This window comes from Kribbella sp. NPDC050281 (genome assembly GCF_040655855.1).
Taxonomy (GTDB): domain Bacteria; phylum Actinomycetota; class Actinomycetes; order Propionibacteriales; family Kribbellaceae; genus Kribbella.
In genome coordinates, this window is record NZ_JBFAKS010000029.1 from 100,286 (window position 1) to 126,387 (window position 26,102).

Consider the following 26,102-nt stretch of genomic DNA (forward strand, 5'->3'; position numbering starts at 1 on the left):
CCGCATGAAGGTATGGAAGGTGGTAGGACTTGCGGGGCTCGTCGGCGTGGCAGCGACGGGCGTGGTGATCGCGCGGGGCGAGCGGAAGCGCCGCGCCTACACACCGGAAGAGGTGCGGGACCGCCTCAAGACCCGGGCCAAGGAAGCAGCCAACGCCTGATCCACGGATCGAGGCTGAGTCCCGGTACGACGAGCGGCCGGGTGTGAGAAGGACGCCGTAACTCGGTGGTACGGCGGAAACTTTCTCACGCCCGGCCGAAGTCGTTGTTCACCGCAACAACCGTTAAAGGTTGTGCAGAGCAACGTCTTTCAGCCGGCCGGCGACGATCGTCGCGGTCTGGTAGGTGCAGTACGGCTGCGAGCGCCGATCCGTCGGCGATCCTGGGTTGAGCAACCGCAGACCTCCCGGGCTGGTCGTGTCCCACGGGATGTGACTGTGCCCGAACACCAGCAGGTCCACGCCCGGGTAAGCCCTCTCGCAGCGCTCCTCGCGGCCCTTGGCCGATCCGGTCTCGTGCACGACCGCGACCGAGAGCCCGTCGAGCGTCACCCGCGCGACCTCCGGTAGCCGGGCTCGCAGCTCGGGCCCGTCGTTGTTGCCCCAGCATCCGATGAGCCGCGCCGCACGACTCTCCAACTCGTCGAGCAGCGCGACGCTCACCCAGTCGCCCGCGTGGATGACCACGTCGGCACTCTCGACCGCGTCCCAGACCGGCGCGGGCAGCTTCTTGGCCCGCATCGGCAGATGAGTGTCCGAGATCAGCACCAGTCGCATCCGCCCACTCTCTACTTCGGCAGGGACTCGAGCAACTCCCGCTCCTTCGCTGGGCTCAGCCCGGCCCGACGCTCGCGATCCAATCCGAGCTCACGCTCCCAGCCCAGTACGTCGGTCAGGAACTCGCGCCGCGACCGGTGTGTCAGCCCGGCCTGCAGCGCCGCTTCACCCTTGCGGCTCGACCAGCCCTCGTACCCCGGCTCGACCAGCCACATCGCCAGCGAGTCCGGCCCCATGTACTGCTCGACCTTCTGCTCCACCAGCCAGTCCCGCGGCGCAAGCACGACAGGCCCGGTGTGACCGCCGACCTCACGCACCAACTCGATCCACTCCCCGAACGGCACGATCGGCCCGCGCACGTCGAACGTCCCGGTCCGGCCCTGCGTCGCACAGTCCAGCAACCACGACGCGAGGTCGCGGATGTCGATCACCGAGGTCGCGAGGTCAGGCGTGTCCGGCACCAGCATCGGCTCCTCGGGTGCACGAGCCGCGCGCGCCACCCATGCGCCGGCGCGATCGCTCTTGTCCCCCGGCCCGCCGATCAGCCCGGCCCGCGCGATCACCAACCGATCCCCGACCGTCTCGACCGACGCCAGTTCGCACGCAACCTTCGCCTCGCCGTACTGCTCCCGGTCCGCCACGTCGAGGTCGGTCGGCTGCCGCAGTACGGCGGACTCGTCGGCGCCTGGCGTGTCGTACTTCTCGTAGGCGTTGCCCGACGAGACGTAGGTCCAATGCTTGGCCCGCGGACCGAAGGCCGCGAGTGCGTCGCGGACGAATCCGGGCTGCCACGACACCTCGAACACCGCATCCCAGTCCTTGTCCGGTACGCCGTCGTACGCGTCCGGACTGCTGCGGTCGGCGGCGATCAGCGTCGCGCCCTCGGCGACGTCACCGCTCTCACCGCGCGCCAGACAGGTGACCGCATACCCACGCGCCACCGCCTGCGTCGCGATCTCACGACCCAGCCAGGCAGTCCCACCGAGAATCAGAATCTCCACGCGGACAAGACAATCAGGCCCCGCCGACAAATCCCACATCCTCTGCCGAGGGCAGACGCGAACCCTTCGTGATCCGTCGCGGGCGTCAGGTCACCGTAAGCCGCGAACACTTGCGGCGCAGGCGATCCAGGCGCAGTGTCGGCTGTGTAAGGCACCTGGGGTGGGTGCCCAGGGCAAGGGGGAGACATGGCAGGGTTCGTACAGATCATCGAGTACCGGACGTCGAAGCCGGACGAGGTCGCGGCGCTCAACGAGCAGTACCGCAAGGAACGCGAAGCAGGCGGTGACGGCCCGGCTCCGACCCGTGGCATCACCTGCGCCGACCGGGACGACCCCGGGCGCTACTTCGCCATCGTCGAGTTCGCCTCGTACGAGGACGCGATGGAGAACTCCAGCCGTGCCGACACCGGCGAGTTCGCGGCCAAGATGATGGAGCTGTGCGACGGGCCGACCACGTTCTACAACCTCGACGTGGCCCAGTCCTTCGAGATGAGCTGACCGCCGGTGGACTCGGGCCCAGCCGTATCGCGAGTCCGGCTGGGTCCCAGGGAATGGGTGGCCGGTGCCGTAAGGGAGGCTCGGCACCGGCCCGCCCGTTTCAGACCGGGCCCGCGGCGCCGGACCCGGTCCGGCTCATCGCAACACCCGGTACGACGCCCCGCCGGCCGGCGGGGCTCCGCCGTGCGCACCGAGGTCGCGGTCGCTGTGCAGCGGGTCAGGGTCTTGTGGCTCGGGGGCGGAGTGCAGATCCGGCCACGGTCGGGGCGGGAGAGTCTCGCGGGGTGGCAGCTTGAGGTCGGGATCGGGGCCTTGCTCGGGGTCGATCCACTCGACCACCGTGGCCCCGCCGTGACCGTGGATGGCGACGACGGACTCGATGCCGTCCCACACGGTCGTGGTCGGATAGTCGCCGTACCAGCGCAGCGCCACGGCGCCGTCGGTGAACTGCACACCTTCGGCGACGGGGCCGGTGCCACTGACACCGGAGACGTCGTGATGGCGGATCAGCCGGAAGCGACGGGACGTCATTTCGGGCTTACCTCCCAGAGCCGTTCGCCCGGCAGCACGCGGCCCGGGCCCGGATCGGTGTCGGAGATCGGATCGCTGGTCACGCGCAGTCCGGCGAACCGGCGCGACATGGCTTCGGCGTAGCGTTCGGCCAGTTCGGCCTCCGCCCGGTAGTCCGCGACGACGTGGTCCCCGAACCACACTCGTACGCGGCGACGTTGCGGTACTGGATCGCCGGCGGACATCTCAACGCACCCGGCGAGTAGGCCGACCAGCCACCATCAAAGACCTGCGGTTCACATCAATCACATCCACTTCCCTGTGGGATGGCTTCACAGGTAGTGACGTCCCCCACCACCGATCATGACGCGACTTCCCAAAAACCTTTCTCAGCGCACGACCCAGGGTCGCCACCCAGCGTCGTCCGGCGGGTCGGGGGTGATCAAAGGGTTGAAGGTATGAGTGCCGGCACCCGGCAGATGGGCTGCGGCCAGCGTGTCGAGGTTATGCACCAGGAGCATCGGAGTACCGGACCGCGCGGCGACGAGCTTGTCGAACATCACCCGCGCCTCCGCGTGCAGGATCTCCTCAGACCGACCACCCCGGATCTGGATCTCGATCCCGTAGCCGTCCATCGCCTGGATCTCGTCCGGCTCGGGATCCAGTTCCACGTATCCGTTCGGCTGGACCACCACCCCGAGCCATTCGTCGACCGTGCCCGCCCGGATCCGCAGCCGAACCGCTTCGCCGTCCGTGGCCATCACCTCGGCTCCGGCAACCTCCTCCACCCAGCCGACCACTTGCCCGACCGACTCGGCACCAGCCACGAAAACGCTGTCGACGACGGACATCACTGCTCCTTCAGATAGGTGACCAGCCGCCCGTCACCGAGGATGACATGAACGACGTCGGCAATAGTCTTGCCGGGTTGCCTGACGGCCCGGCGGTAGGCGCGCCACGCGTCCGCCTCGGTCACGCCGACCTTCCGGCCGTCGATCACGACCTCGGCCGCCTGGTCACCCGCGTCGCCGATGAGACGTTTGAGCGCGTTGTTGTTGCTCGAGTCCGGAGTCTTGAACTCGACGATCACACCGCGATCGGCGGCGCTCTTGCGCACCATCGCGTCCGGGTTCTTCTCGCCCGACCCGTGATCGGCCACCCGGGCATCGATCCGCCAGTTCTCCGCTACCAGCCTCGACGCGATCTCTGTCTCCCTCGGTTTGAAGACGCCGTGCGGATCGTGGACGCCGGGGCCGAAGTCGACGCCCAGGGGTTCGGGATCGAGTGCTGGGTCGAAGTCCGGGGGTGGAGGGAGGTCGATGTCGACGACGATCGGGGCGGGGCGGTCGGTTTCGGGGTAGGCGAAGGTGGCTTCTACTCGGGTGGGGTCGATGGTGAGGGTGGCTTGTTGCCATTTCTGGTCGGCGGACTCGGCCATGGCGGCCAGGAGCTGCTCGGCAGCCTTGGTGAGATCGACAACGATCTCGAAGTCTTGGAGGAGATGGTCGTTGCGTTTCTTGTCCTCGTCCTCGTCGCGTTCCTCGATGATCAGTTCGCCCGTTTCGGCGACGGTGATTTCCACCTCGAGGGGCTCATCGGGCTGAGGGTCTTCGTCGTCCTTGTGGGACTTGCGGAACTTCTCGAAGGCTTTGCGGGCGACGGTGATGAGCGGTGGCTCGTTGTCCTTGGGGGTTTCGAGGTCGTCGAAGGTGGCGGTGAGACGTTTGGTGCGGCCCTTCGAGTCGCGTTCAGCCAGGTCGCCGCTGCCGCCGGTCAGCTTGTTACGGTCGGCGGAGTCGGACGATGGGCGGTCGGTGCCGCGACCGCCGCCGACCAAACGGTCGGCCCAGGCCCGGGCCTTCGGCGGCGCCATCGAGAGGTAGTGCGCAGCGGCCTCGCAGGCCCGAGCGGCCGCGTCCAACTGCTGGGCAGCGACCGTCGCGCGACCCTGAGAGGCGGCGATCGCCAGGGCGGCGTTCTCGCGGCAGCGGTCGGCGGTGCGTTGCAGGTGGCTGACCACCTGCGGCACCTCATCGAGGCATTCGACCAGGCCCCGCGCGACGCGCTGAAGGTCCGACGCCACGGGTCAGATCTGGTCGGCGTAGCTCTTGCATCCGGCCGAGGCGATCTCCAGGGCCTCGGCGGCCTGCTCGACGGCCTTGCCGGCCGCCTCCAGGATCTCGGTGATGTCGCGGTCGACGCCGGTCGCCGTACCGGCGATCAGGCTCTCCACCTGCTGGCTGTGCTGGGTGAAGCGCAGCTTGAATCCGGCCAGGCCGCCCGCCGCCTGCTTGGCCTCCATCGAGACCTGGTGCAGCTGTTCCTTGAGCCGCTGTACATCGGACACCTCAACCCACTCCTGACCTAGTTGCGCTTCTTCGGCAGCACGATCGCCGTACCGGACACCACCACCGGCACCAGGATCGCGATCCACCAGGGCAGCCCGGCGGCCATCAGTACGACGACCGCCACCGCACCGCCCCAACCCCACCACCGGGCACCGGGCAGCCGCGGCAACCCGAGCACCCGGGACGCGGCCAGCATCGTGACAGCGGCGATGGCCGCGGCCTCGACCCCGGCCAGGAACGATCCGGTGACCACCCACACCACCAGGAACCCGACCAGTGTCAGGGCCGCGCTGATGGTACGGCGCTTGCGCCGCTCCTGGAGCTCCCGGGCCTGAGCGCGGACCTCCTCGAGCGTGTCGACTGCCTCACCCAGCTGCTTGGTGAGGCGGGCGGCAACTGTCTCGATGTCGTTGAGCGCCCGGATCTCCGGCAGTGCGACGTTCGCCCGCTTCCCGTCGGCAGGCAGTCCGGCGCGCTGCAGGCTGGCCGCGGCCTTCTCGGCCAGTGTGTTGAGTCGGGCCTCCAGCTGCCGTCCGCGCTCGGCCATGGCTTCGGCCTCGGCCATCGCAGCGGCCTCCGCCTTCGTTTTGTGAGCCGTCAGCCGGTCCTGCGCCTGCTGCGCGTCCACGCGAGCCCCAGCGACCGTCCGCAACGCCCGCGCGTACTCGGACCACACCTGCTGTTCCGTCTTCATCGCCGTACCTGCTCCACTGCACGGTCCACCTCGTCGGACCGCAGCGCAGCAAACGGTACGACGATCTGCGCCTCAGGGTGCAGTCCGTCCCACAGCAACCCGCGGTGTGGTTCCGAAGCCCACCGCACCAGCGGACCGCACACCGCCCGTACGCCGTCCTGCGGGTGCCGGAGGAACAGGTGAGTCGCCACGTTGGCACGCCCGTAGCCGAGCTGCTCGGTGCAGACATGCAGACGGTTCCACCACCCGAAGGTGACGAGCCCCTGCGCCGGACCATCCCGCACGATGTCCTGCAGCGCGTTCGCCGGGCTCTCGAAGAACCCCTCGGCGTGCAGCTGCATCCGCGGTACGCCGTGGAAGCCGAACCCGAGCAGGTACGTCTCGCCGACCTGCCCGTTGCGGACCGCATCCCGCAGGGCGAACAGCCGCGGTACGACTTCGTCGTGCTTGTCGACCGTCTCAACCTCGCAACCGAGCTGCCGCAACGCCTGCACCAGTGCGTCCTTGCCCTCGGCAACAGCGGGCGCGGAGTTCGTACCGTCCATGAAGATGAACCGCGGCGGATCCACCGCTGCGGCCGCAGTCGACAACGCAAGACCGCTCAGCACCCCGAGCGCATCGGCCGGACCGTCACCCAGCACGAGTACGCCGGCCCCCGGCTCAGGCCGCACCTCGACCTGCACAGGCTCCTCGGTCACCGCGATCGGCAAACCGGTCCACGGCCGCCCCAGCTCGGGCTTCACCGCCGCAGCAGTCTCCGCCAACCGAGCCGGCTCCGCGAGATGGAAGACCCGGGGTGGACGCGCCGCCTCCCCCGCACGCAGCCACAGCTCACGCCGCAGGTCGCCCAGCACCACCTTGTCCGCAAAGCTGACCAGTACATGCTGGTTGTCGTCAGGCGACCCGAAGTTCGCGTTCAGCACCGCTTCACCGCGGAACTGCAACTCAGCCGCAGCCGTGTTCCCGCTACGCAAGATCGCCTGCGAATCCGCCGGCGTGGTCTTCAGCGCGATCCGGTACGGCACCTGGCCGAAGATCGAGTCGCGCCGTGTCGACAGCCGCTTCACACCCTCGATCGTCTGTGTCGCCAGCACGACATGTACGCCGTACGCACGCCCCAGCCGCACCAACCGCTCCAGCAGCTTCGCTGCCTCGTCGGCAAGCTCGTCGTCGTCCTCCAGCAGCACCTGGAACTCGTCCAGTACGACGAGGATCCGCGGCGGCCGCTCCGGCCCCGGCTCGAGTTCGGCGATGTCGGCGACGTTCCCGTGCGACTTGAATATCTCGCTGCGCCGCGCCAGTTCGTCGGACAGATGACGCAGTACGGCGAGACCGAACTCCCGGTCGCTGTGGATCCCCAGCACGCGCACATGTGGTAGCCAGTGCTCCCGCTCCCCCGCCGGACCCAGCGCGGAGAACTCGACACCGTGCTTGAAGTCGAGCAGGTACATCTCCAGATCCACCGGGTCGTGCCGCGCGGCGAGGCCGTGGATCATCACGAGCAGCAGGTTCGACTTGCCTTGACCGACCGCTCCGCCGACGAGGACGTGCGGCAGCGCCGGGTTGCCGCTGCGCAACCTCACCAGCGCCGGCGTGCGGTCGTCGTACCCGATGACCGTATTGAGCTCGTCCGTGACCGGCTGCCACCAGGTCGAGCGGTCCGGCAGAGTCCGGTCGAAGTCGATGGTCGGAAGGACGGCGATCTCCGCCAGCTCCGCGATCACGTCACAGATGCCGGCGGCAACGTTCGCGTCGAACGCCGGATCGAGCTTCGCCGGTACGCCGGGCAGTTGCGCGACCTCGACCTTGTTGTTGGTGATGGCAACAGATGTGAGGTGGTCGAGCAACTGCTTGGTCTCGAGGTCGGATTCGGCCGGCGTCGACGGGTCGTGGTGGACCAGGAAGCAGATGCCGCGTTCGCCGGCCGTCGCGGCCAGCCGGAGCAGGTCCCGCTGGGCGAGCGTGTCGATGCCGGCCGGGTAGTCGAACAGGATGACCAGCCGGTACGGATCGGTCACCCGGCCGGTCTCCCGGATCAGGTCCTCGAACCGCTTGTGCCCGAGCTGCGCCTGCCGGCTGGCCCGCAGCGACGACACATCAACCAGCCCGGACAGCACACCGTGCAGCTGCTCCGCGGTGTGCGTTGCCCTGGGCACCAATTGCGGGTACTTCGTGGTCAGGTGGCCGAGCAGCCCCATCATGCCGGTGAGATGCGGATCGTAGGCGTCCACCCTGATCCGGAAGGGTTCGGCGGCCGCGACCAGCCGCATCGCGACGCTCTGCAGGAGGCGGCGGGCGGACTCGTTGCGGTCGGCGGTCACCTTCCAGCCGTTCGTCCGCAGCAGCGGCGCGACGACCGGTGCACCAGCGTCCAGCTCACCCACCCGGATGTACGACGGGACGCCCGCGCCGACCAGTTGGCGCGAACGCCAGCGGGCGTCGTTCGGAGGGACTGCCGCGAGACCGGGCGCCAGCCGGTCCGCGAGGAGGCGTGCGGCCGGCTCGGCCTCGGCCAGTGCCTCAGCGGTCTTGGCATCGACCAGCCCGCGGGACTCACGACGGGCGATTGCGGTCTGCTCCTGTAACTGACGATGCAGCTGCACGGCCCGCTGGTGCTCGCCGTGTGTCAGCCGGTGGGCGTTGTCCAGCAACTGCCCGAGAGCGTGTTGGAGACCGCGGATCCGCGCTTCCAGGAGCTCCGGCGAAACCGGTCCGGGCGGACTTCCCCCGTCAGGCTTCTCCGTCACGAGCACCGTCCTTCCACACTTGCCCCGCGACCGTACTGATTGCCTGGTGTAACCATGTCACACCAACAGTCCCTGGTGTCACTCCAGGCATCAGTAGTCTCACCCTCCGACCCAGTTACTCGGGGGCGACGATCTCGAGCTCGTAGCCGTCCTCGTTGTGCAGGAAGGCGGCGTAATGCTGCGGGCCGCCGGCGTACGGGTGGCGGTCGGCGAACATCAGCGTCCAGCCGTTCCGGGAGGCTTCGCCGACGATCGAGTCGACCTCGGCGCGACCGGCCGCGTTCAGCGCGAGGTGGTTCATCCCGGGGCGCATCCGGTCGTGCTCTTCGGCGGACATCGCGGGGCTCTGCTCGACCACGACATAGCTGCCGTCGGGCGCGGTCCAGGTCATCCCGCCGGGCCAGCCGTCACCGTCCTTCCAGCCCAGCCGGTTGAGGATCCAGCCCCAACTCCTCCTCGCCCGGGACAGGTCCGGGACCCAGATCTCGACGTGATGCACAGCCGCTGCCATCGGAGCATTATCTGTGCTCGTCGAAACGGTTCGACACCGCCATCGAGACCAGTCCCAGCACGACCAGCCAGACCAGTGCCGCGACCAGCCACGGCCACCACTCGCGGCCCTGCGCGGCGTCGGCGACGGCCTTGCCGAACATCCCGCCGGCGGGCGCGAAGACCAGCACGAGCAGCGCCCGCGCGATCGTCGTCTCCCTGGTCATTCCTTCATTGTGCGAGCCGGTCGCGAACCCTGCAGAAACCTTGGCGTTTCGCGCCCTGTCATCTTTCTGTCCGTGCCAGGGTTTACCGTCTGCGGTGACAGTCAACGCATCGGGGGTTTCGGTGAGCACCACCCGGATCGAGAGCACGGCCTACGGTGCGGCGGCGCTGGGGCGCCTGCAGGCCGTGGTCGCGCGGCTGAAGGCGGACGATCCGATGAAGCCCGTCACCCTGCTGCTGCCGAACAACCTGTCCGGGGTCGTCGCCCGCCGCCATCTCGCGCTGTCCGGGATCGCGGGCCTCTACCTGGCGACCTTGGAGCGACTGGCCGAGCAGCTCGCGGCCGGTGTCCTGTCGCCGCGCCGACCGGCGACGCGCCCGATCGTGGCCGCGACCTGGCGGACCGCGCTCTCGAAGGCGCCTGGCATCTTCCAGGACGTCGCCGAGCATCCGTCGACGATCCAAGCGCTTGCATCAGCCCACCGCGAGCTCCGCGACCTCACCGACGCAGCGCTCGACAACGTCGCCGGTGCGTCCGTGCTCGGCCCCGACCTGGTCCGGCTCCACCGCCACGTCACCACCGAGCTCGGCGCGGAGTGGTACGACGAGACCGATCTACTGCGTGCCGCGGCGACACGCGTCGCCGCGGACCCCGCGATCGTCGGTGAGCTCGGGGCTCTCGTTCTCTATCTGCCCCAGGAGCTCACCCAGTCCGAGGCCGCCTTCGTCGAGGAGCTCGGCGCCGCGGCTGCCGACCTCACGGTCATCATCGGTCTGACCGACGTACGGCGGGCGGATCGGGCGGTGCGGCGTTCGCTGGAACGCATCGGCATCGATCTGCCGACGTCGATCTCGAAGAACTACCCGGTCGCGACCGAGATCCTGAATGCGTCCGATGCCGACGACGAGGTGCGTTGCGTGGTTCGCGATGTGGTCGCATCCCTCGAGCGCACCCCGGCCCATCGCATCGCGGTGCTGTACACGGCCGCGGCGCCGTACGCACGGCTCCTGCACGAGCATCTCGCAGCGGCGCAGATCGAGGTCAACGGGCCCGGCACGCGACCGGTGCACGAGCGTGCGATCGCGCGGACCCTGCTCGAGGTGCTGGCGCTCGTCGACCACGATCTGCCGCGGGCCGATGTGTTCCGTGCGCTCGCCAACGCGCCGACGCGCGACTTCACCGGCGAGCGGATCCCGGTGCCGCAGTGGGAGCGCATGTCCCGGGCCGCCGGTGTGGTTCGCGGCGACGACTGGGACACGCGTCTGGCGCGGTATGCCGAGGCCGAACGTCGTACGGCCGATCAGGAGGAGGCCGCTGAGGATCCACGACCGGCTGCGATCCGGCGGGCGCAGTACAACGCGAAGCGGGCCGAGCGCTTGCATGCGTTCGCCTCGGAGCTTCGCCGCCGGCTGGGTGCTCTCGCGCTGCTGGAGACCTGGGCCGAGCTGGCCGACGGGGTGCTGCAGCTGTTCCACGATTTGCTCGGCGATTACTCGTCCCTTCCGATCGAGGAGCAGTACGCCGCTGTCGCGGTCGAGGGATCGCTGAAAGGCCTGTCCACGCTGGATGAGCTCGGTACGCCGGCCAGCCTCGCGGTGCTGCGCGACGTACTCGATCTGGAGCTGCAGCAGTCGCTCCCCCGCGTCGGCACGTTCGGCACGGGCGTGCTGGTGGCGCCGATGTCCGCGAGCATCGGGCTGTCGGCCGACATCGTGTACGTCGTCGGCCTGTCGGAGGATCTGTATCCGGGCCGGGTGCACGAGGACGCGCTGCTTCCGCATCGGGTTCGCGAGGCCGCGGCGCCGGAGTTGGCGTCGTTCCGGGATCGGCTGGACGAGAAGCAGCGACACCTCTTGGCAGCGTTCTCCGCCGGGTCCCGCAAGGTGGTGGCGTCGTTCCCACGTGGCGATCTGCGCCGGTCCTCACGGCGGTTGCCGACGCGGTGGTTGCTCGGGTCGCTGCGGTCGCTGACCGGCGATCATGCGCTCGCGGCGACGCAGTGGGACCAGGGCGAGTACGGCGATCAACTGCGGACGTCGGCGTCGTACGCGGGATCGTTGACGACAGCAACCATTCCAGCGACGGAGCAGGAGTGGCAAGTCCGGTCGGCGGCGGCTGGACTGTGGCTCAACGACGCGGTGCTGGTGCGTGCGCGGGAGCTGCTGCGTGGGCGTGGCAGCAACGCGTTCACCCGCTTCGACGGCGACCTGTCCGGGGTGCCCGGCCTACCGGAGTACGCGGTGGAGGACCGGATCGCGTCGCCGACGTCGCTGGAGGCTTACGCGACCTGCCCGCATGCGTACTTCGTCGAGCGGTTGCTTCAGGTGGAGCCGCTCGAGGCGCCGGAGGACCTGCTCGTCATCTCGCCGCTCCAGATCGGCAACCTGATCCACAACAGTCTCGATGCCTTCGTCTCGCGGCTGGCCGGTTCGTTGCCCGGGTACGGCGAGCCGTGGCCGGCCGAGCAGCGGAGCTTGCTGCTGGCAATCGGTGCGGACCTGGCCGATCAGTTCGAGGCGGAAGGACTCACCGGGCATCCGCGCTTGTGGCAACGCGAGCGGCTGCGGATCCTGCACGACCTGATGGAGCTGCTGGCCGACGACGAGCGATGGCGGTCGCTGCGGGATGCGTCGGTGGTCGCGAGTGAGCTGCGGTTCGGGTTCGAGGGCGAGCCGCCGGTCGAGATCCCTGTGCCGTCGGGACGCGTGCTGTTGCGCGGTTCGGCCGACAAGGTCGACCTCGGCCAGGACGGGACCATCTACGTCACGGATGTGAAGACCGGTGGGTTCTCGCGCTATGAGGCGATCGAGTCCGACCCGGTCGCGGGCGGGACGAAGCTGCAGCTGCCGGTCTACGCCTATGCGGCCCGCGCTCGCCTGGGTGAGCAGTCGACTCCGGTCGAGGCGGCGTACTGGTTCGTCCGACGCGCCGGGAAGCGGATCCCGGTGCCGCTGACCCCGGAGGTCGAGGCGCGGTACGTCGACACCCTCGACGTGATCGTGTCGTCGATCGCGGCCGGGTTCTTCCCGCCGAAGGCGCCGGAGATTCCGGACTTCCTCTGGGTGCAGTGCCCGTACTGCAATCCCGATGGTCTCGGCCACAGCGAGGTGCGGGCGCGGTGGGACCGCAAGCGCCACGATCCGACGTTGGAGCGTCTGGTCCGGTTGATCGACCCGGTCGTGTACGAGGAGGCCGGCGATGAGTGAGCAACTGCTGGACGAGCCGGCCCGCGAGCGGATCCGGTCGGACACGTCGTCGACACTGTTCGTCGAGGCGGGTGCCGGGTCGGGGAAGACACACGCGCTGGTCGATCGCGTGACCACGCTGGTCCTGCGCGACGGCATACCGCTGCGGACGATCGCGGCCGTCACCTTCACCGAGAAGGCCGGGGCGGAGCTGCGCGACCGGTTGCGGGTCGAGTTCGAGAAGGCGCGGAAAGGGCCGGCCAGGACGCTGGCGGACGAGGCGTTGGACGACCTCGACTCCTCGTCGATCGGGACGTTGCACGCGTTCGCACAGCAGCTTCTGCTGGCGCATCCGATCGAGGCCGGCCTGCCGCCACTGATCGACGTACTGGACGAGGTCGGGTCGTCGGTCGCCTTCGAGGAACGCTGGGCCGAGTTGCAGCAGCAGTTGCTGGACGACGACTCGATCGCCGAGCCGCTGCTGCTGGCCATGGCGGTCGGGGTCGAGCTGAAACATCTGCGGTCGCTGGCGCGGCTGTTCGGGAACGACTGGGACCTGATCGCCGAGCGCGTGCTGGTGGACCCGCCCGAGCTGGTGGCGATGCCAGACCTCAGCGGGTTGATCGCGGCGGCCGCGCAGATCGGCGGGGCGGCCGAGGCGTGCGTCGATCCCGAGGACCGGCTGCTGCCGAAGGTGCACTTCATCCGCGAGCTCGGGGTGATGCTGGACGCCGCGACGGACCAGGAGCGGCAGCTGGCGATCCTGCAGTCGTTGCGGGGGCTCAAGATCGGGCGGATCGGACGTAAGGACAACTGGCCGGACATCACCAAGGTGCGCGACGACTGCTCCGCGGTCGTCGACGTGGCCAACTCGCTAGTCGACCTGCTCCTGGATGCTTGCCTTCGGCACCTTTCGCACTGGATTGCGGAGCGGGTGCTGGAATCGGCCGAGCTGCGCCGGGCCGAGGGCCGGCTCGAGTTCCACGACCTGCTGGTGCTGGCGCGCGATCTGCTCCGGCGGGAGTCATCGGTGCGGTCGGCGTTGCAGGAGCGGTACGAGCGGCTGCTGCTGGACGAGTTCCAGGACACCGACCCGATCCAGATCGAGCTGGCGGTCCGGATCGCGGGCGGCGCGGAGGCGGACGCCGAGGACTGGCGTGACGTCGAGGTCCCGGAGGGACGGCTGTTCGTGGTCGGCGACCCGAAGCAGTCGATCTACCGCTTCCGTCGCGCCAACATCGCGACGTACCTGACGGCGCAGGACCTGCTGGGTGAGACGGTCGCGCTGACGACGAACTTCCGCACGGTTGCGCCCATCCTGACCTGGATCAACACGGTCTTCGAGACCCTGATCCAGCCTCAGGAAGCCGCCCAGCCGTCGTACCAATCGCTGTCGCCGCATCGGAGCGGACCCACCGGGAAGCCGTCCGCGCCACCGAAGACCGTCCAGCCGGACAGTGTGAGCGGCGACCAACTGTCGCTGCTCGGCTTCGGCGATGACGATGCCGACGATCAGGTCACTGACCTCGCGGCCGTTCTCCCCTTCCGACGGCCCAGCGAGGACGCACCTGAGCCTGCGACGCCGGTGGCGTACGACGAGTCCGTCTCGGGTCCAGCCGTCACCATCCTCGGCTCGGAGCCGCACGCCGACCTTCCCCGCGCGCAGGCGTCCGTCCTGCGCGAGCGGGAAGCCATCGACGTTGCCGCCGTCATCGAGCAGGCGCTCCGCGACGGCTGGCAGGTGTACGACGAGCGCGCCGGGACGTGGCGTGCGGCCGAGGCCGGCGACATCGCCGTACTGGTTCCAGCCCGTACGTCACTGCCGTTCCTCGAGGACGCCCTCGATCGCGCGGACATCCCTTACCGTGCCGAGGCAAGTTCTCTCGTCTATCAAACCGCCGAGGTGCGTGACCTGCTTGCCTGCGCTCGAGCGCTGGGTGATCCGAGCGACCAGCTTGCGCTGGTCACCACCTTGCGTTCGCCGCTGTTCGGATGCGGCGACGACGATCTCTTCGTGTGGAAGCGCTCTGGTGGCTCCTTCACCCTGACCGCGCCGATCCCGGACCAGTTGCTCACTCATCCCGTGGGCGAGGCGATCGAGTGGCTCCGCCGGACGTACTACGCCGCCCGCTGGCTCACCCCGAGCGAGGTCCTGGCCAAGATCGTCGCTGACCGCCGCATGCTCGAGGTCGCCGCGATCGGCCCACGGGCGCGCGATGCCTGGCGCCGGATCCGTTTCGTCGTCGATCAGGCGCGCGCGTGGTCGGAGGTGGAGCACGGCGGGCTGCGTTCGTACCTCGCCTGGGCCGCGCACCAAGGTGAGGAGACGTCACGGGTCGCCGAGGCGGTCCTGCCCGAGACCGACGCGGACGCCGTGCGCGTGATGACGATCCATGCCGCGAAGGGTCTGGAGTTCCCGATCGTCATCCTGTCCGGCATGACCGCGGCGCCGAACCGGCAGCGCGGTGTGCAGGTGCTGTGGCCGCCAGATGGTGGCTACGCGGTGAAGCTGAAGTCGTCGGTGCAGACGGAGGACTTCGACCTCGTCCAGCCGGTCGACGAGCAGATGGACGGGTTCGAACGCCGCCGGTTGCTGTACGTCGCGGCCACCCGCGCCCGCGACCACCTCGTCGTCTCGCTGCACCGCTCCGGCAACCGCAAGCACTCCAGCAACGCGGAGCTCATCGCAACCGCCGGCGGGGTCGAGGCTCCGCACGGGACGCTGTTCGAGAGCCCAGCACCGGTCGTGCGCGATCCGCGGACTACGGCGGACGTCACCCCGCCAATGGCCCGTACCGAGTGGGACACCCGAGTCTCCGCGGCCCGCGCCGCGAGTCGCGCCCGCTCCGCGCAGAGCGCGTCCGGTTTGGAGGGCACCGGTCCTGATGTCGCGCTGGCCGAGGTGGACCCCGGGACTGCGAAGGCGCCTCGCGATCTCGAGCTGCCGCCGTGGTCGAAGGGCCGATATGGCACCGCGATCGGCCGCGCGGTTCACGGCGTACTCCAGGTGGTTGACCTGAGCACCGGCGCCGGGCTCGAGGCCGCGGTGTCGGCGCAGTGCCTCACCGAAGGTGTCCTCGAGTACGCCGACGTGGTCACGGCGCTCGTGCGCTCGGCGCTCGCGTCCGAGGTGGTGAAGCACGCCGCCGCCCGGGAGCACTGGCGCGAGTCGTACGTCGGCACGGTCCAGCCGGACGGCACGGTCCTCGAGGGGTTCGTCGACCTCATCTACCGCGAGGATGACGGGCGCCTCACGATCGTCGACTACAAGACCGACGCCATCCCCGCCGCGGCCCTGGACAGCCGGGTCGCGTACTACGCACCCCAACTCCAGGCGTACGCAGCCATCCTCCCCAACACCGCCCCACCCATCCTCCTGTTCCTCAACCCGACCACCGCTACCGAACGCCGCCTCTAACCCACCGGACCTCCGGCACTCACCAACCGTGTCCGGCCCGGGCGCCGCACGCTGAGCGATCCGCCGACTCCGGCCGATCCCCGGGGTTGTTGAGTGGCCCAGGTCCACGACGAGCCTTTGTGGGCTAGGCGATCAGGCGGATGGCGAGGGCGATGATGACGGTGCTGGAGGCTAGCGCGGTCAGTAGGCGGCCGAGGTGGCCGGTGAGGGCTCTGCCCAGTAGGGCCCCGCCGGAGGCGAGGAGGAGTTGCCAGGTGGCGGAGGCGACGAACGCGGCCAGGACGAAGATGACGCGTTCGACCACGGCTGGATCGGACGACCCGGATCCGCCGAGGACCAACGCGGCGAAGTAGATCACCGTCATCGGACTGAGCAGGGTCATCCCGAGCATCCCGAAGTACGCCGTACGTCCGGCAACCGGCATCTCCTGGCTGATCCCGGTCAGCCGGTGCGCGCGATACCGGCGTACCGCTCTGATGGCTCCCATCGCGGCGAGACCCAGCAGGACCACCAGCGAAACCCACCGCAACGGCATCACGATCGGCACGAGGAGCGGCGCCAACGCGGACCCGGCGGCCGCGGCGACCAACGCGTAGATGCCGTCAGCCGACGCGATCCCCAACGCGGCACAGGCCCCGACCCGCAACGAACTCCGCGCACTCAGCGCGACCAGATAGGTCCCCACAGGCCCGACCGGCATGGCGATGCCATACCCGGCCAACAGCCCGGCGACCAACGCCGCGGTCACGACTGACCGAAGCTGGACCCTCCCCAACGACCGGCCTGCTGCTGAACCCGAGCCGCCGATCCGGCCCCCGGGTTCAACAGCAACACACCCACAGTCGTCGTAGTCATGCGCCCATCATGAGCATCCCCACCACCGCCCTCAACCCATTTACACCCGTTGCCCACCACAACAATCCCCGAAGTCCACAAGATCTGCACCCACGGACCCAGCGCTCGCTGCCCGGATCGGCGGTCGGGGTGTTGACGTTAAGTCTATATAGGTAGACATTGAGGGGTATGGGGCGGATTCGGCGGCCATCTGGGCAGACGTTGGCGGTGTTGTGGGCGCTGGCGGAGGAGGCGTCCGCGTGGGTTCATGGGTATGAGTTGTGCCGGGCGACCGGGCTCAAGGCGGGCACGGTGTATCCGATCCTGATCCGGCTCGCCGAGCGAGGGCAGCTTGATGCGCGCTGGGAAGCCGACCCGCCGCTCGGACGTCCGGCGCGTCACCTGTATCGGCTGTCGGCAGGCGGCGCACAGTACGTCGCTGACCTCCGGCGCGAAGCCGCAGAACGCACCCGCACACCAAAGCCCCAGATAGCGGGTGCCTGACGATGAAGGCGGCGGTGGCGACCGGCTTGGTCTTGCTGACCCCGTGGGTTCTGGCCGCGGCCGCGATCGCCTACCACTCAGCCCGAGCGGCGACCGGCCAGAATCTGCCGGCCCGCCTCGCCTCCTGGTCGACCGCGGGACGGCGCGGCGCGAGGGCGGACTGGGGAGCCGCCATGCGCGCCGAACTCGCCAGCATCGATGATCCAAGAGAACGCCGCCGGTTCGCCCTCGGCTGCGCGTGGGCCGCCGTACGCACCGGCTGGGGTCGAGGACCGCTGCTGGTCGGTGCCGCGTCAGCAGTCCTCGTCGCACTCCTCACCTTCATCGCCTCAAGGCTGATGCTCGCCGGCGACCGCACCGGCCTCCTCGCCGCCGTCCTCGTCGGCGCACCACAGCTTCTGTTCGGCGGAGTAGCACTGACCGCCGCCCGCCGAGCACGCTCCTTCCGGACCGGCCTCGAGTACGGCGCCGCCGTACTCCTCGCCTCTCTCCTAGCCATCCTCACCGTCGCCATCCCCGAATCCATTCGCTGGTACGACGAAGCCGGCGTCTGGCTCCTGGACGGCGACTCCCCCGCCTCCGGCATCCCCAACGCGCAAGCCGCCGTACAGGACGCGCTGGGCGGCCTCACGTTCTTCTTCCTCCTCTTCACCACCCCCTGGCCTGTTCTCGGTGCCTACTTCGGCAGCCACCTCCGGCACGGCCTCCCCAGCACGCAGAGTTGATGGTTTGCGACTGGAAGTCCGTGGAAACGGGGAACTCCGGGGAGCCGATGATTACCGGCTGTGGATCACGGGAAGTGACCCTGGCGTGTGGGTGAGCGCGGGGTCGCCTACGATCTGCGGAAACGGAGTGAGGATTCGTTCGGAATATGGTCCGCCCGCTGGCGGGTCTGCCACCAAGAGTGTGAGGGTGTGGCTCATGAACATCGGTACTCGGAAGATCGTCGTCGACGAGGCGATCGCCCAGCTACGGCTGTACGCCGAAACGAACGGCGCCGTACTGCGGTACTACGACGGTCTGCCGGGGATGACGCTGGTCGGTGGCGCCGAACCGAACCACGTGACGCTGTCGGACCTGGGCCGGATGATGGTGATCGGCGCGGACCTGCGGGCGCAGGACATCCCGTGGCTGCTGGAGGTCGAGGCGGAGAAGGAGTTCGCCGCGATCCCGGTCGACGCGCGACTGGAGGACGCCGCGCCGGGCAGTGACCTGTTCGAGGCGGCCATGGCGCTGGACGAGAAGTTCTCCGGCCACCGTGGCTTCGGCCAGGCGAAGAAGTCGAAGCTGCTGCACCTGAAGCGGCCGTTCCTCTACCCCGTCAGCGACAGCTTCATCCGGATGACGTACACGAACGCCGCCGCCGGCGCCGAGTTCCTGTCCGCCGTCCACCGCGACCTGGTCAACCCGGCCAACCTCCGCGACTTCAAACTCCTCCAGGTCCGGCTGATCGCCGAGCCCGCCACCTCGGCGGCGCGGCTGCTCGGCGAAGCCCCCACCCTCCGCCTCCTCGACATCCTCGCCTCACTGCTCGGCGAAGCGAAGTAGCGACCTCGCCTCACTGCTCGGCGAGGCGAGGCGAGGCGAGGCGAGGCGAAGTAGCGACCTCACGTCACGCCGAGCCGTGCCAGCGGCTCGACCAGTTCGCGCTCTTCGTAGGACAGGTGGGAGAGCAGCGTGTCGTCCAGGAGATCGACTGCAGCACGGAGACCGTCCAGGTTGCCGGAGCCGTCGACCAGAGCGACGAGTGCCTTGTCGACGCCCTCGAGGACGTCGTGGATGATGCGGTGCTCGGCCTGCAGGCGATCAACGACCGGGGCGAGTTCGGGATCGGCTCGGCGCAAGTGCGGGAAGAGTGAAGCGTCCTCGATCGAGTGGTGCGTGGTGACGAGCCGGCAGTAGGACTCGCAGTACGTGCCGAGGGTCCAGTTGTTCTGCCGCATCGTCATCGTGTTGATGTGCGACCGCGCCTGCCCGACACCGAGCGAGCCTGCGGCGACCTGCTCGACCAGGTCGCGGATCTGCTCCAGCTCGGCCCGCAGATGATCGTGCACCTCGATCAGATGCTGACCCGACGAGAGCTGGTACGGCGTATACGTCCGGGACGGGTCCAGCGCCGGACCGGTCGGTCGCTCCGACTCGTCCAGCAGTTGTACGGCGCTCCGTCGTACGGCGGGAGGTGGAGTCGGTACGACGGTGAACCCATCAGACCGCTCCGGAGCAGCTGCTGTCTCAACGCGCCGGCCGGTCGAGCGTGCGGTGTCGACGGACTCGCGGACGCCGGCGGCCACCTCGGCGAAGCGGCGGATGTCATCGGGGTCGTCGGAGCCGAGGATGTACGTGCTCATCCCCTCGCCCAGCGTCAGGTCGGTGAGCTGGTCGATCCACACCTCCTCGGGCCCTTGCAGGAAGCCACCATTGCCCTCGAACCGTCCGGACAGGTTGTACAGACGCCGTACTGACGCGGGATCGCGGCCGGCATCCACCGCGGCCTCGTCGATGATCTTGTTCATCGCGGCCAGTTCGTCGGGCCCGGCGTACGCGCTGCTCGGAAGCCAGCCGTCGGCGAGCCGGCCGGTGACGGCGAGCATGCGCGGCTTGTAGGCACCCAGCCAGATCTCCACATCGTGGGCGGGTTGCGGGCCGCGCTTGGCGCCGGCGACCGGGTAGTGCTTGCCGGGCAGCCGGATGCCACCGCCGGTCGGAGTCCAGACTTCGCGCATGATCGCGATGGCCTCCTCCAACGCGGCGATGCTCTGGCCGGTGGTGAGGCGCGGGCCGGCGTTGGCGGCCACGGCGTCCAGGAAACCGCCGGCGCCGAGACCGAGCTCGACGCGGCCGCCGGTGATCAGGTCGAGCGTGGCGACGCTGCGGGCCAGGACGACCGGGTGGCGCAGCGGCAGGTTGGCGACGTTCGTCGTGACCTTCACGCGCTGGGTCTGCGCGGCGACGACGGACAGCAGGGTCCAGGCGTCCATCAGACGCGGCTGATACGGGTGGTCCTGGAAGCTGACCAGATCGAGGCCGACCTGCTCGGTCAGCTGGGCGAGCGCGATCACCCGCGCGGGATGGTCGACCGTAGGGGTCAGGAACGTGCCGAAGACCAGCTCGTGGCCGTAGTCCATGGTTCACCTTGCCTGTGGGGATGGTTCGTCGACAGCAAAACTACTTCGCTGGACAAATAATCTCAACCACAGAACATCTGGTGGCGAACTGGATCACAGCAGCTGGAAGGCCTCCTGTGGTGTCAGGGCGGCACCGGCCGCGTACGCCTCCGCGTAGGCGGCGTCGCCCAAGGCAGAGCGGACGGTCTCGATGGCGCGGTCCAGATCCGTGAGGTCGACCGTGGCCGCCAGTTGCGGGTCGGTGGCCCGGGTCGCGGCGGCGGCGCCCAGAAGTTTGGCCGCGACCGTCTTGTCGGCCACACAGGCAGCGATGCCCTCCAGCGCCCAGCACATGCTGCGGAGCGAGTCGTACTCGGTGGAGATCCGGAAGGCCTCCTTGTGCGACTCCAGGGCCTCGGCGTACTCGCCGCGGAGCTCGAGGAGGAACCCCAGCTCCTCGAGCACCATCGACAGGTAGAGCACCGGCTCGTTCTGCCGGCGAGCCGCGTCGACCAGTGCCCGCAACCACCGCTCGGCCTCGTCGAGGTCGCCGCTGCGACGGGCAGCGAAGCCGAGCACGATCTCGGCCAGTGCCTGCGCCGCACGCTGTCCTTGCTCTGTCGCGAGCCGCAGCGCGCGCTCACCCTGCGACCGGGCGGCGTCGTAGCGTGCTTGCCGTATCGACGTCCAGCCGAGACCGCCCAAGGCCGAGGCGACCTCCGGCCACAGCCCGAGCTCCTCGGCCAGCTGAACGCCTTCGAGTTGCAGGCGCTCCGCCTCGTCGAAGTCTCCGGCGCGCTCCGCACGCGCACCGAGCCAGCTCAACGCCTGGAGCATGCCCCACCGGTCCCCCAACGACCGGAAGATGCGAGCACTCTCCGATGCATCCGCCTGCATGGCGGCCAGATCGGATCGCACATGTGAGTGCTTGGACCGGGACGCCAGCGCGGCGGCTACACCCCACTGGTCACCGTCGGCCTCGAAGCTCTTCAAGGACCGCTCCAGCAACGTCAGAGGGGTCGCCAGGTCGCCCACATCGCTGCCCGTGTGGGCGATCCACCATTGTCCACGTGCGTCGGCCGTCTCAATCCATCGGTCTCGTTCGCTCGGCGCTCGCGGGTCGCCCTGCAGATACAGGAACCCAACCCGCCAGGCCTCAACCCGCGGAGAACCCGGCACCGCCTCCAGCGACCGCTGAGCCTCGGCCAACCGTCCACGCAGGAACCAGTACCAGGCCAGCGCATCCACCAATCGCTCACCCAGATCCAGACGCCCGACAGCCACCGCCCGGTCGAGTGCGGTCCGCAGGTTGGCAGCGTCCTCGTCGAGCAACTGCAACCACCGGCTCTGCTCCCCGCCGTAGAGGTGCGGACGGGCCGACTCAGCCAGCTCCACGTAGTAGTCCAAGTGCCGCTGCCGCACCGCATCCAGCTCACCCGCAGCACGCAGCTTCTCCACGCAGTACGCCGCCACCGACTCCAGCAACCTGTACCGCGGCCCTTCCACTCCATGCACCGGTACGACGAGCGACCGGTCCACGAGACGGATCAACACATCCAGTACGTCGGCCTCCCCGCACACCGCCGCCGCAGCCTCCGCCGTACATCCATCAGCGTGTACGGCGAGCTGCCGCAGGACGGACTGCTCATCCGGATCGAGCAGCTCCCAGCTCCAGTCGATCATCGCGAGCAGCGTCTGCTGACGCGGTGCAGCACCGCGGTGTCCGGTCGCCAACAGCCGGAACCGGTCGTCCAGCCGCGCCACGAGCCCACGGACCCCGAGCGCCCGCACTCGGGTCGCAGCGAGCTCCAGCGCCAATGGGATCCCATCCAGCCGCCGGCACAGCACAGACACGTCGGCAACGGTCTCAGCGGACAACGTGAAGTCACGAGACGCTGCAGCCGCGCGAGTGACGAACAACTGCACCGCACTGCACTCACCCACCGCCTCGAACCCAAGTGCGGGCGACGGCACCTCCAGCGGCGGCACAGTCCAGACCACCTCACCGGCCAGACCGAGTGGCTCACGGCTGGTCGCCAGCACCCGAAGACCCGGCGCGGCCGCCAGCAGGCGGTCAGTCAGCTCGGCAACCTCCGCAACGACCTGCTCGCAGTTGTCCAGCACCAGGAGCCGCGTCCCCATGACAGCCGCCAGCCGCTCAATCACAGCGTCAGCAGGACCGGCGCTGTCCCGAAGATCCAGGGCCGCCTGCACCGCGTCCGTCAGTGCGTTCCGCACCGAGCGAGCCGCAGGCGTTACAGCAGCGAGCTCAACCAGTAGGACCCCATCCGGGAACCGCTCCGCGACCGAAGCAGCAGCCGCCAGAGCCAACCGCGTCTTGCCGACTCCCCCGGGCCCGGTCAGCGTCACCAGCCGTGAAGACTGGAGGCCCGAGCTCACCTCTGCCAACGCCTCCGAACGCCCGACCAGCTCAGTCAGCTGCGCCGGAAGGTTGGTCCGCGCATTCGGCAGCTCCTGCGTCAGGATCGACTGCTGCAGAGCAACCAGCTCAGGACTCGGGTCCAGCCCCAGCTCGTCCAACAGCAGCTGTCGCAAGTGCTCGTAGCTCTCCAACGCCTCGCTCTGGCGTCCGGCCCGATACAGCGCCCGCATGTGCGCGGCCCGCAACCCCTCACGCAGCGGATGCTCCGCAACCAGCACGGATAGCTCACTCACCGGCACGTCGGCACGCTCGAGCGCCGCCAACCGCTGCTCGGTGAGCCGCGCGACAGCCGTCTCCACGAATGCCTCGTCGGCAAAGTCGGCGTACGCCGGACCACGCCAGAGGGCGAGCGCCTCGTCGAGCCGGCCGGCGTCGACCCGCTCCGCGAACGTCAAGGCGTCGTACGACGAGTTGTCGACGGTGAGCGAGTAGCCGGCCGGACCGGACTTGACCAGGACGCGGCTGCCGGGCTCCGCGTCCTCGAAGGCACGGCGGAGCTGCGACACCTTGGCGGACAGCGTGCCGGACGGGTTGCCGGGCAGGTCCGAGCCCCACAGGTCGTCGATCAGCCGGTCCGCCGGGACCGGTCGCCCCTCGTGGACGAGGAGGTCCGCCAGCAGGGCGCGCACCTTCAGGCCTGGGATGGTGACGGGCTCCCCCGCGTCCGTCCAGGCGGTGACCGGTCCGAGCACCCCGAAGCGCATGGCCGCACCCTATCTTTCCGCCCCGGCCGGCGGTGACCGGAAAGAAACCGTAAACGGGATCCGGCAGAGTCTGAAGCACCGGAAAGGAGGCAGGACAATGCGACTGGCAGTGATCATCGGCAGCACCCGCAACGGCCGGTTCGGACCGACCGTCGCACACTGGCTGGCCCGTCAGGCGGCCAAGCAGTTCGAGGTCGACCTGGTCGACCTGGCCACCGCCGCTCTGCCGGCGACACTGCCCGACACCGACGACGAGACACCGGCGGAGGTCGCCGTACTCGCACCGAGACTGGCCGCCGCGGATGCGTTCGCGGTGGTGACGCCGGAGATCAACTGCAGCTTTCCGGCACCGCTGAAGACCGCACTGGACTGGTACTACGAGGAGTGGCACGCCAAGCCGGTCGCGATCGTCAGCTACGGCCGTGAATCCGGCGGCCGGTGCGCCGCCGCGCAACTGCGGCAGGTCTTCACCGAGCTTCAGGCCGTCACCATCCGCAACACCGTTGCCCTGCCCTGCTACTGGGAACAGTTCACCGCCGACGGTGACTGGCCCCGGCCTACCGCCGGCTACGAAGCCGGCGCCAAGATCATGCTCGACCAGCTCGTCTGGTGGGCCGAAGCGCTCCGGGACGCGCGCTTGAAGCGTCCTTACCAACAGTAAGAAAGGGAAAGACCCATGAGGAAGCTGATCGAATCCACCTTCATGACCCTGAACGGCGCCATCGACAACCCGCAGAACTGGAGTACGCCGTACTGGGACGACGAGCACAGCGCCTACTCGGTGGCCCTGATGGACGGGGTCGACGCCCAGGTGCTGGGCCGGGCAACCTACGAAGCGTTCGCCGAGGCCTGGTCGCAGCGCAGCGGCGACCCCTACACCGACGCCTTCAACGCGATGCCGAAGTACGTCGCCAGCCGCACGCTGAAGGAGACGACCTGGAACGCCCAGCTGCTCGAGGGCGACGCCGCCGAGGCGGTCGCCCGGCTCAAGCAGACCGAGGGCGGGAACCTGATCAAGTTCGGCACCGGCTCCTTCTCGAAGACGCTGCTGGAGAACAAGCTGGTCGACGAGTACCACTTCTGGATCTTCCCGGTGGTGGCCGACGGCGAGACCATGTTCCAGGGTCAGGGCGTGGACGTCACCCACCTCGACCTGCTCGGCACCACCACCTTCAAGTCCGGCATCGTCGTGCACAAGCTGGCTCCGAAGGCCTGACCGCTCCACTCGCATCCAGCCGGCCCACCTGCAAATGGTGGCCGGCTGGATGCTTGTGCGCGCACTTCGTGGGTACCGGTCCGGCCTCGGGGGATGTGAGGCGGCGCTGGGGACCGCCTTCCGCAGGTCCTCGCGATCGGTTTCGCCAGATCGCAGGTCCGCACAGTCGAATCGGACTGGAGGTCTGATGGGTACCGTCCTGACAATCGTCGTGATCGTCGTTGTACTGCTCGCGGCGGCCGCGCTGTTCTTCGCCTACCAGCGCAGACGTTCCGGCGAACTGCGTGAGCGGTTCGGCCCGGAGTACGAGCGCAGTGTGGAGGAATCGGGCGATCGGCGCAGCGCCGAACGTGAACTGCGCGGGCGTGAACGCCGGGTCTCGCAGCTCGACATCACGCCGCTGAGCCATGAGTCCGCCGAGGCCTACCGGGTCGAGTGGGCGCAGGTTCAGCAGAGCTTCGTCGACCAGCCGGCCGCCGCGGTCGCCGACGCCGATCAGCTGGTACTGCGGATGATGCGCGAGTCCGGCTACCCGGTCGACGAGTTCGACCAACGCGTGAACGACATCTCGGTGGAACATCCGGAGGTCGCGGCACACTATCGCGACGCGCACCGGATCGCCGTCGCGCAGGAACGCGGCGAGGCCGACACGGAAGATCTCCGCCAGGCCGTCACCGCTTACCGCTCGCTCGTCGAGGCCCTGCTGGCCGACAGCGACGACCTGACCGCACGCCATCGCGTGCAACCGACCGACGCCAAGGAGCAAGCATGACCATGCACGACGACCGCCGCATGAACGAGCCGACCGAGGACGATCGCCTGATCGGGACGACCGACGACGACCGGCTGCTGAACGCCAAGCCTGTCGACGATCGGACGGACGACCTGACCGACGACCGCCGGGTGGACGGCACGACCGACGATCGCCTGATGGACGACACGACCGACGACCGGCTGATGGACGACACGACCGACGACCGGCTGATGGGTGGCGACGAGCGTACGTCCGCGACCCGTGAGCAGGCCGTGGACGCACCGGCGGCCGACGAGCCGTTGCTGGCCTCGGACCTGATGGTCGACTACCGGAGCCGGTGGGAGGTCATCCAGCAGGGCTTCGTCGACGATCCGCGCAATGCGGTGAGCGAGGCGGACACCCTCGTCGACGACGTACTCAAGCGCCTGTCGGAGTCCTTCGAGCGCCAGCACCAGGGCCTGGAGAAGCAGTGGTCCGACGGTGAGCCGTCGACCGAGGACCTGCGCTCTGCGCTGCAGAAGTACCGCGCCTTCTTCCAGCGGCTGCTCACCCTCTGAGCGAACCCGGCCGGCGCCGCCGATGGGTCGGTCGAGGTGGTGGACCTGACGTCGCCGCTGTCCGCGTCGACGCCGGTCATCCAGCTCCCGCCGGA

At 69.0% G+C, this 26,102-nt stretch carries 25 protein-coding genes; 11 read left to right on the forward strand and 14 right to left on the reverse strand.

Going from position 1 to position 26,102, the window contains the following annotated elements; translation table 11 throughout:
- Positions 1-4 precede the first annotated feature (4 nt).
- The gene (locus tag AB0I34_RS28430) at positions 5-160 is read left to right on the forward strand and encodes a hypothetical protein (RefSeq protein WP_360450801.1); all 156 of its coding nucleotides are present in this window, start codon (positions 5-7) and stop codon (positions 158-160) included.
- A gap of 123 nt (positions 161-283) precedes the next feature.
- Here AB0I34_RS28430 and AB0I34_RS28435 read toward each other — a convergent pair whose 3' ends face one another.
- Positions 284-775 (reverse strand): metallophosphoesterase, encoded by a 492-nt coding sequence (locus tag AB0I34_RS28435; protein ID WP_360450803.1) that lies wholly within the window; start codon positions 773-775, stop codon positions 284-286.
- 11 nt (positions 776-786) lie between these two features.
- Positions 787-1,776 (reverse strand): oxidoreductase, encoded by a 990-nt coding sequence (locus AB0I34_RS28440; RefSeq protein WP_360450805.1) that lies wholly within the window; start codon positions 1,774-1,776, stop codon positions 787-789.
- 186 nt (positions 1,777-1,962) lie between these two features.
- Between AB0I34_RS28440 and AB0I34_RS28445 the strand changes: the two genes are divergently transcribed.
- Complete coding sequence (locus AB0I34_RS28445; protein ID WP_360450808.1) at positions 1,963-2,274, forward strand: hypothetical protein; 312 nt, start codon at positions 1,963-1,965, stop codon at positions 2,272-2,274.
- A gap of 135 nt (positions 2,275-2,409) precedes the next feature.
- Here AB0I34_RS28445 and AB0I34_RS28450 read toward each other — a convergent pair whose 3' ends face one another.
- The 9 genes from AB0I34_RS28450 to AB0I34_RS28490 all read right to left on the reverse strand — a co-directional run bounded on the left by AB0I34_RS28450 (position 2,410) and on the right by AB0I34_RS28490 (position 9,289).
- A complete protein-coding gene (locus AB0I34_RS28450) occupies positions 2,410-2,805 on the reverse strand; it encodes a hypothetical protein (protein ID WP_360450811.1) in 396 nt (131 codons plus the stop codon).
- Positions 2,802-3,029, reverse strand: coding sequence for a hypothetical protein (locus AB0I34_RS28455; protein WP_360450814.1), 228 nt, complete (start codon positions 3,027-3,029; stop codon positions 2,802-2,804). Before AB0I34_RS28455 ends, AB0I34_RS28450 begins: the two co-directional genes overlap by 4 nt.
- 144 nt (positions 3,030-3,173) lie before the next feature.
- Positions 3,174-3,635, reverse strand: a complete 462-nt coding sequence (locus AB0I34_RS28460; protein ID WP_360450817.1) for a hypothetical protein — start codon at positions 3,633-3,635, stop codon at positions 3,174-3,176.
- A complete protein-coding gene (locus AB0I34_RS28465; RefSeq protein WP_360450820.1) occupies positions 3,635-4,867 on the reverse strand; it encodes a hypothetical protein in 1,233 nt (410 codons plus the stop codon). Before AB0I34_RS28465 ends, AB0I34_RS28460 begins: the two co-directional genes overlap by 1 nt.
- 3 nt (positions 4,868-4,870) lie before the next feature.
- Positions 4,871-5,131: a hypothetical protein gene (locus AB0I34_RS28470; protein WP_131364376.1), complete on the reverse strand. Its 261-nt coding sequence runs from the start codon at positions 5,129-5,131 to the stop codon at positions 4,871-4,873.
- 17 nt (positions 5,132-5,148) lie between these two features.
- The gene (locus tag AB0I34_RS28475) at positions 5,149-5,826 is read right to left on the reverse strand and encodes a hypothetical protein (protein WP_360450823.1); all 678 of its coding nucleotides are present in this window, start codon (positions 5,824-5,826) and stop codon (positions 5,149-5,151) included.
- The gene (locus AB0I34_RS28480) at positions 5,823-8,573 is read right to left on the reverse strand and encodes an FtsK/SpoIIIE domain-containing protein (protein ID WP_360450827.1); all 2,751 of its coding nucleotides are present in this window, start codon (positions 8,571-8,573) and stop codon (positions 5,823-5,825) included. Before AB0I34_RS28480 ends, AB0I34_RS28475 begins: the two co-directional genes overlap by 4 nt.
- A 115-nt stretch (positions 8,574-8,688) precedes the next feature.
- Positions 8,689-9,084, reverse strand: a complete 396-nt coding sequence (locus tag AB0I34_RS28485) for a VOC family protein (protein ID WP_360450830.1) — start codon at positions 9,082-9,084, stop codon at positions 8,689-8,691.
- 7 nt (positions 9,085-9,091) lie between these two features.
- Entirely contained in the window at positions 9,092-9,289 is a 198-nt protein-coding gene (locus AB0I34_RS28490) for a hypothetical protein (protein ID WP_360450833.1), read from the reverse strand.
- 121 nt (positions 9,290-9,410) lie between these two features.
- Here AB0I34_RS28490 and AB0I34_RS28495 point away from each other — a divergent pair, with 121 nt between their 5' ends.
- Both AB0I34_RS28495 and AB0I34_RS28500 read left to right on the forward strand, forming a co-directional pair.
- Complete coding sequence (locus AB0I34_RS28495) at positions 9,411-12,494, forward strand: PD-(D/E)XK nuclease family protein (protein ID WP_360450836.1); 3,084 nt, start codon at positions 9,411-9,413, stop codon at positions 12,492-12,494.
- Positions 12,487-15,891, forward strand: coding sequence for a UvrD-helicase domain-containing protein (locus AB0I34_RS28500; protein ID WP_360450839.1), 3,405 nt, complete (start codon positions 12,487-12,489; stop codon positions 15,889-15,891). Before AB0I34_RS28495 ends, AB0I34_RS28500 begins: the two co-directional genes overlap by 8 nt.
- 124 nt (positions 15,892-16,015) lie before the next feature.
- Here the strand turns inward: AB0I34_RS28500 and AB0I34_RS28505 are convergent, their stop codons facing one another.
- Positions 16,016-16,639, reverse strand: coding sequence for a LysE family transporter (locus tag AB0I34_RS28505; RefSeq protein WP_360450842.1), 624 nt, complete (start codon positions 16,637-16,639; stop codon positions 16,016-16,018).
- Positions 16,640-16,914: 275 nt separating this feature from the next.
- On the opposite strand from AB0I34_RS28505, the gene AB0I34_RS28510 reads away from it, so the two are divergent.
- The 3 genes from AB0I34_RS28510 to AB0I34_RS28520 all read left to right on the forward strand — a co-directional run bounded on the left by AB0I34_RS28510 (position 16,915) and on the right by AB0I34_RS28520 (position 18,777).
- Positions 16,915-17,229 (forward strand): PadR family transcriptional regulator, encoded by a 315-nt coding sequence (locus AB0I34_RS28510; RefSeq protein ID WP_360450845.1) that lies wholly within the window; start codon positions 16,915-16,917, stop codon positions 17,227-17,229.
- A gap of 2 nt (positions 17,230-17,231) precedes the next feature.
- Entirely contained in the window at positions 17,232-17,954 is a 723-nt protein-coding gene (locus tag AB0I34_RS28515) for a hypothetical protein (protein WP_360450848.1), read from the forward strand.
- 196 nt (positions 17,955-18,150) lie between these two features.
- The gene (locus tag AB0I34_RS28520) at positions 18,151-18,777 is read left to right on the forward strand and encodes a DUF6308 family protein (protein WP_360450851.1); all 627 of its coding nucleotides are present in this window, start codon (positions 18,151-18,153) and stop codon (positions 18,775-18,777) included.
- 59 nt (positions 18,778-18,836) lie between these two features.
- On the opposite strand, the gene AB0I34_RS28525 is transcribed toward AB0I34_RS28520, so the two are convergent.
- Both AB0I34_RS28525 and AB0I34_RS28530 read right to left on the reverse strand, forming a co-directional pair.
- Positions 18,837-20,354, reverse strand: coding sequence for an LLM class flavin-dependent oxidoreductase (locus AB0I34_RS28525; RefSeq protein ID WP_360450853.1), 1,518 nt, complete (start codon positions 20,352-20,354; stop codon positions 18,837-18,839).
- A gap of 93 nt (positions 20,355-20,447) precedes the next feature.
- Positions 20,448-23,480, reverse strand: coding sequence for a BTAD domain-containing putative transcriptional regulator (locus tag AB0I34_RS28530; protein ID WP_360450856.1), 3,033 nt, complete (start codon positions 23,478-23,480; stop codon positions 20,448-20,450).
- A gap of 97 nt (positions 23,481-23,577) precedes the next feature.
- Here AB0I34_RS28530 and AB0I34_RS28535 point away from each other — a divergent pair, with 97 nt between their 5' ends.
- The 4 genes from AB0I34_RS28535 to AB0I34_RS28550 all read left to right on the forward strand — a co-directional run bounded on the left by AB0I34_RS28535 (position 23,578) and on the right by AB0I34_RS28550 (position 26,007).
- The gene (locus AB0I34_RS28535; protein ID WP_360450859.1) at positions 23,578-24,141 is read left to right on the forward strand and encodes an NAD(P)H-dependent oxidoreductase; all 564 of its coding nucleotides are present in this window, start codon (positions 23,578-23,580) and stop codon (positions 24,139-24,141) included.
- A 15-nt stretch (positions 24,142-24,156) separates the two neighbouring features.
- Positions 24,157-24,696, forward strand: a complete 540-nt coding sequence (locus tag AB0I34_RS28540; RefSeq protein ID WP_131518056.1) for a dihydrofolate reductase family protein — start codon at positions 24,157-24,159, stop codon at positions 24,694-24,696.
- A 187-nt stretch (positions 24,697-24,883) separates the two neighbouring features.
- Positions 24,884-25,468, forward strand: a complete 585-nt coding sequence (locus AB0I34_RS28545) for a hypothetical protein (RefSeq protein WP_360450863.1) — start codon at positions 24,884-24,886, stop codon at positions 25,466-25,468.
- A complete protein-coding gene (locus tag AB0I34_RS28550; protein WP_360450866.1) occupies positions 25,465-26,007 on the forward strand; it encodes a hypothetical protein in 543 nt (180 codons plus the stop codon). The genes AB0I34_RS28545 and AB0I34_RS28550 overlap by 4 nt, the downstream gene beginning before the upstream one ends.
- Positions 26,008-26,102: the final 95 nt, after the last annotated feature.

Excerpts from the sequence above, each read along its gene's own strand:
- AB0I34_RS28430 (WP_360450801.1), top strand. The coding sequence starts at position 5 with ATGAAGGTATGGAAGGTGGTAGGACTTGCGGGGCTCGTCGGCGTGGCA.
- AB0I34_RS28435 (WP_360450803.1), bottom strand. The coding sequence starts at position 775 with ATGCGACTGGTGCTGATCTCGGACACTCATCTGCCGATGCGGGCCAAG.
- AB0I34_RS28445 (WP_360450808.1), top strand. The coding sequence starts at position 1,963 with ATGGCAGGGTTCGTACAGATCATCGAGTACCGGACGTCGAAGCCGGAC.
- AB0I34_RS28450 (WP_360450811.1), bottom strand. The coding sequence starts at position 2,805 with ATGACGTCCCGTCGCTTCCGGCTGATCCGCCATCACGACGTCTCCGGT.
- AB0I34_RS28455 (WP_360450814.1), bottom strand. The coding sequence starts at position 3,029 with ATGTCCGCCGGCGATCCAGTACCGCAACGTCGCCGCGTACGAGTGTGG.
- AB0I34_RS28460 (WP_360450817.1), bottom strand. The coding sequence starts at position 3,635 with ATGTCCGTCGTCGACAGCGTTTTCGTGGCTGGTGCCGAGTCGGTCGGG.
- AB0I34_RS28475 (WP_360450823.1), bottom strand. The coding sequence starts at position 5,826 with ATGAAGACGGAACAGCAGGTGTGGTCCGAGTACGCGCGGGCGTTGCGG.
- AB0I34_RS28485 (WP_360450830.1), bottom strand. The coding sequence starts at position 9,084 with ATGGCAGCGGCTGTGCATCACGTCGAGATCTGGGTCCCGGACCTGTCC.
- AB0I34_RS28490 (WP_360450833.1), bottom strand. The coding sequence starts at position 9,289 with ATGACCAGGGAGACGACGATCGCGCGGGCGCTGCTCGTGCTGGTCTTC.
- AB0I34_RS28500 (WP_360450839.1), top strand. The coding sequence starts at position 12,487 with ATGAGTGAGCAACTGCTGGACGAGCCGGCCCGCGAGCGGATCCGGTCG.
- AB0I34_RS28510 (WP_360450845.1), top strand. The coding sequence starts at position 16,915 with ATGGGGCGGATTCGGCGGCCATCTGGGCAGACGTTGGCGGTGTTGTGG.
- AB0I34_RS28515 (WP_360450848.1), top strand. The coding sequence starts at position 17,232 with ATGAAGGCGGCGGTGGCGACCGGCTTGGTCTTGCTGACCCCGTGGGTT.
- AB0I34_RS28520 (WP_360450851.1), top strand. The coding sequence starts at position 18,151 with ATGAACATCGGTACTCGGAAGATCGTCGTCGACGAGGCGATCGCCCAG.
- AB0I34_RS28525 (WP_360450853.1), bottom strand. The coding sequence starts at position 20,354 with ATGGACTACGGCCACGAGCTGGTCTTCGGCACGTTCCTGACCCCTACG.
- AB0I34_RS28530 (WP_360450856.1), bottom strand. The coding sequence starts at position 23,480 with ATGCGCTTCGGGGTGCTCGGACCGGTCACCGCCTGGACGGACGCGGGG.
- AB0I34_RS28535 (WP_360450859.1), top strand. The coding sequence starts at position 23,578 with ATGCGACTGGCAGTGATCATCGGCAGCACCCGCAACGGCCGGTTCGGA.
- AB0I34_RS28540 (WP_131518056.1), top strand. The coding sequence starts at position 24,157 with ATGAGGAAGCTGATCGAATCCACCTTCATGACCCTGAACGGCGCCATC.
- AB0I34_RS28545 (WP_360450863.1), top strand. The coding sequence starts at position 24,884 with ATGGGTACCGTCCTGACAATCGTCGTGATCGTCGTTGTACTGCTCGCG.
- AB0I34_RS28550 (WP_360450866.1), top strand. The coding sequence starts at position 25,465 with ATGACCATGCACGACGACCGCCGCATGAACGAGCCGACCGAGGACGAT.